General features: G+C 69.9%; 3 protein-coding genes and 2 pseudogenes. 3 read left to right on the plus strand and 2 right to left on the minus strand.

Going from position 1 to position 2,109, the window contains the following annotated elements:
- Window positions 1-634 (plus strand): annotated as a pseudogene (locus tag AB0J09_RS63130) (ATPase); the annotation flags it as partial.
- On the opposite strand, the gene AB0J09_RS63135 reads toward AB0J09_RS63130, so the two are convergent.
- Window positions 611-865, minus strand: a complete 255-nt coding sequence (locus tag AB0J09_RS63135) for a hypothetical protein (protein ID WP_360713901.1) — start codon at window positions 863-865, stop codon at window positions 611-613. The pseudogene AB0J09_RS63130 and the gene AB0J09_RS63135 sit on opposite strands and share 24 nt — an antisense overlap.
- 151 nt (window positions 866-1,016) lie before the next feature.
- Between AB0J09_RS63135 and AB0J09_RS63140 the strand changes: the two genes are divergently transcribed.
- Window positions 1,017-1,532 carry a VTT domain-containing protein gene (locus AB0J09_RS63140; protein WP_360713903.1) on the plus strand — a complete coding sequence of 172 codons (516 nt, stop codon included), beginning with the start codon at window positions 1,017-1,019 and terminating at the stop codon, window positions 1,530-1,532.
- Here AB0J09_RS63140 and AB0J09_RS63145 read toward each other — a convergent pair.
- Window positions 1,512-1,718 carry a YegP family protein gene (locus AB0J09_RS63145; protein WP_360713905.1) on the minus strand — a complete coding sequence of 69 codons (207 nt, stop codon included), beginning with the start codon at window positions 1,716-1,718 and terminating at the stop codon, window positions 1,512-1,514. The genes AB0J09_RS63140 and AB0J09_RS63145 overlap by 21 nt on opposite strands.
- 104 nt (window positions 1,719-1,822) lie before the next feature.
- Between AB0J09_RS63145 and AB0J09_RS63150 the strand changes: the two are divergent.
- Window positions 1,823-2,109, plus strand: a pseudogene (locus AB0J09_RS63150) (hypothetical protein); the annotation flags it as partial.

Consider the following 2,109-nt stretch of genomic DNA (forward strand, 5'->3'; position numbering starts at 1 on the left):
CGCCGCGGTCGTGGTCTGGTACGCGGGCCAGCGGCTGATGATCTCCGGCGACTACGCGGGCGCCGAGCGGGCCTACCGCGAGGCGGCCAGGATGACCGCGCGGGCGGGCATGCTGGAGGGCCGCCAGGACCTCCCGCTGATCACGGCGTTCTGCCTGCACCTGGTGGACGGCCGGGCGGCCGAGATGGTCGACCTGCTCGCCGAGGCCCACGGGCGGGGCGCCAAGTGGACGCTCGACGCGTACGCGCTGGCCCTGGCCTCGGCGGGGCATCTCCAGGACGCCAAGGCCGTGGCCGCCACCCGTCCGCCGGTGCGCCCCGACTTCCTCTACGAGCTGGCGATGACCTGGCGGGCCCTGGCCGGCATGCTGCTCGACGACCGGGAGCGGATGGTCGACTGCTACGACAAGCTCAAGCCGTTCGCCGACCGGGTGGCGGGTGCGGGCACCGGCGTGGTGGCCCTGTGGCCGGTGGCGCTGACGCTCGGAGACCTCGCCATACGCCTGGGGCAGCCCGACGCCGCGCGCGAACACTACAAGAAGGCGCTCGAGGTGGCCGAGCGGGTCGGCGTGCCGCGCTGGGTGGAGGCGGCGCAGCGATCGGTCGGCAGCTCACCTGGAAACGGACGTTCTTGACGGCTTCGGCGCCCGTGACCGGTTGACGGTCACGCGGGGCTCGAGTTGCTCGGTGTAGGGCGCCTCGCGGGCCGACAGGGTGACGGTCATCACATGCTCGGGTGTGGCGCCGGCGCCATCGGGGGCGGTGGCGAAGCCGGCGTACGCGCCGGTGAACGCCAGGGCGGCCACGAGGAGCTTGGCCGCGCTCTTGGCGCCACTGGCCAGGACGGCTGCGCTTGTCACCGGCATGTTCAACCCCCTTTTGCCTCACTCATAGAGTGAGGCTGGGTGGTTGAGCCCTGGTTGTCGGCTGGTTGCGGAGGCTTGCAACCGGGTGTGGCGGAAGCTTGCACCTTGAACTAAGGTAAGCCTGACCTAAGGCTTCGGGAGGGGTGGGTGGATGAGCGGCATTGCCGATCCCATGAAGCCGTCCTTGTTCGGCCTGCCGTACTGGCTGGTCGGGGCCGTGCTCATCCTCGCCCTGTTCGGCGCGTTCCAGGTGTACTACTGGGTCGGCCGCAGGCTGGGCGAGAAGCTCTACGACTCGCGCGTGGGCGTCCGGCTGGGGCGCGAGCGGATCGCGAAGATCGAGCGGGTCGTCGAGAAGTGGGGCGCGCTGGCCGTCTACGGCTGCTTCTGGGTGCCCATGTTGCGGCACACGCTGCCCTGGGTGGCGGGTGCGCTGCGCGTGTCCTATCCCTGGTACGTGGTCGCGAGCGCGCTGGGCTGCCTGACCTGGGCGCCGATCTGGTGGTTCGGCCTGACGGCCATCGTGTGGGGATGGCTGGAGCTGGCCGCGCGCTCGCCCGTCACGGCGGCGGTCGTGGCCGTGCTCGCCGTGGCCGCGATCTCCTGGATGGTGGTGCGGCGCAGGAGGAAGCGGCGCGCCGCCTCCTCAGAGGCCCTGGTCTCCTAGAGTCGCCCCGGTCTGGTCCTCGATGACGGCTTCCGGAGCGTTCCTGCGCACGGTCTCGATGCCGTTCACGCAAGCGATCTTGGTCGGATAGCCTTCACCGACCGCCAGCGTCTGCCCGTTGTTCGCCACGAGCGCGAAGCGGAAGCCGCCCTGCCCGTCCTCGCTGATGATGAACCTGCCCGCCACGGCCGCCCACTCCCCTCGGGTCCAGCTTGGATTTACCCCATCCGATCTGGCCTTATGGCGTAGTTCGGCAAACGGACTCTTGATCTCCTGCCAACATGTTTGGCATGCGTATTGGGGGTTTCATTGGCTCTGCCGTCCTCGCACTGGTTGTGGGGGTCGCCTCTCCGGCCGCGGCGGCGGACGCTCCGGAGGTCGCGGCCAAGTCCGCGTACGTCGTCGACTCGGCCGGAACGGTGCACTTCGGCAAGCGCGAGACTCGCCGGGCTCCGGTGGCCAGCCTGGTCAAGGTCATGACGGCGTACGTCGTGCTGCGCGAGGCCCAGCTGAGCGACACGATCACGATCAGCGCGGCCTACATGAGCGGGTACGCGATGTTCTCGGCGTCCGTCAT

This window comes from Nonomuraea sp. NPDC049784, from assembly GCF_040659615.1.
Classification (GTDB): domain Bacteria; phylum Actinomycetota; class Actinomycetes; order Streptosporangiales; family Streptosporangiaceae; genus Nonomuraea.

Coding starts and splice junctions, on each gene's coding strand:
- AB0J09_RS63135 (WP_360713901.1), bottom strand. CDS start 865: ATGCCGGTGACAAGCGCAGCCGTCCTGGCCAGTGGCGCCAAGAGCGCG.
- AB0J09_RS63140 (WP_360713903.1), top strand. CDS start 1,017: ATGAGCGGCATTGCCGATCCCATGAAGCCGTCCTTGTTCGGCCTGCCG.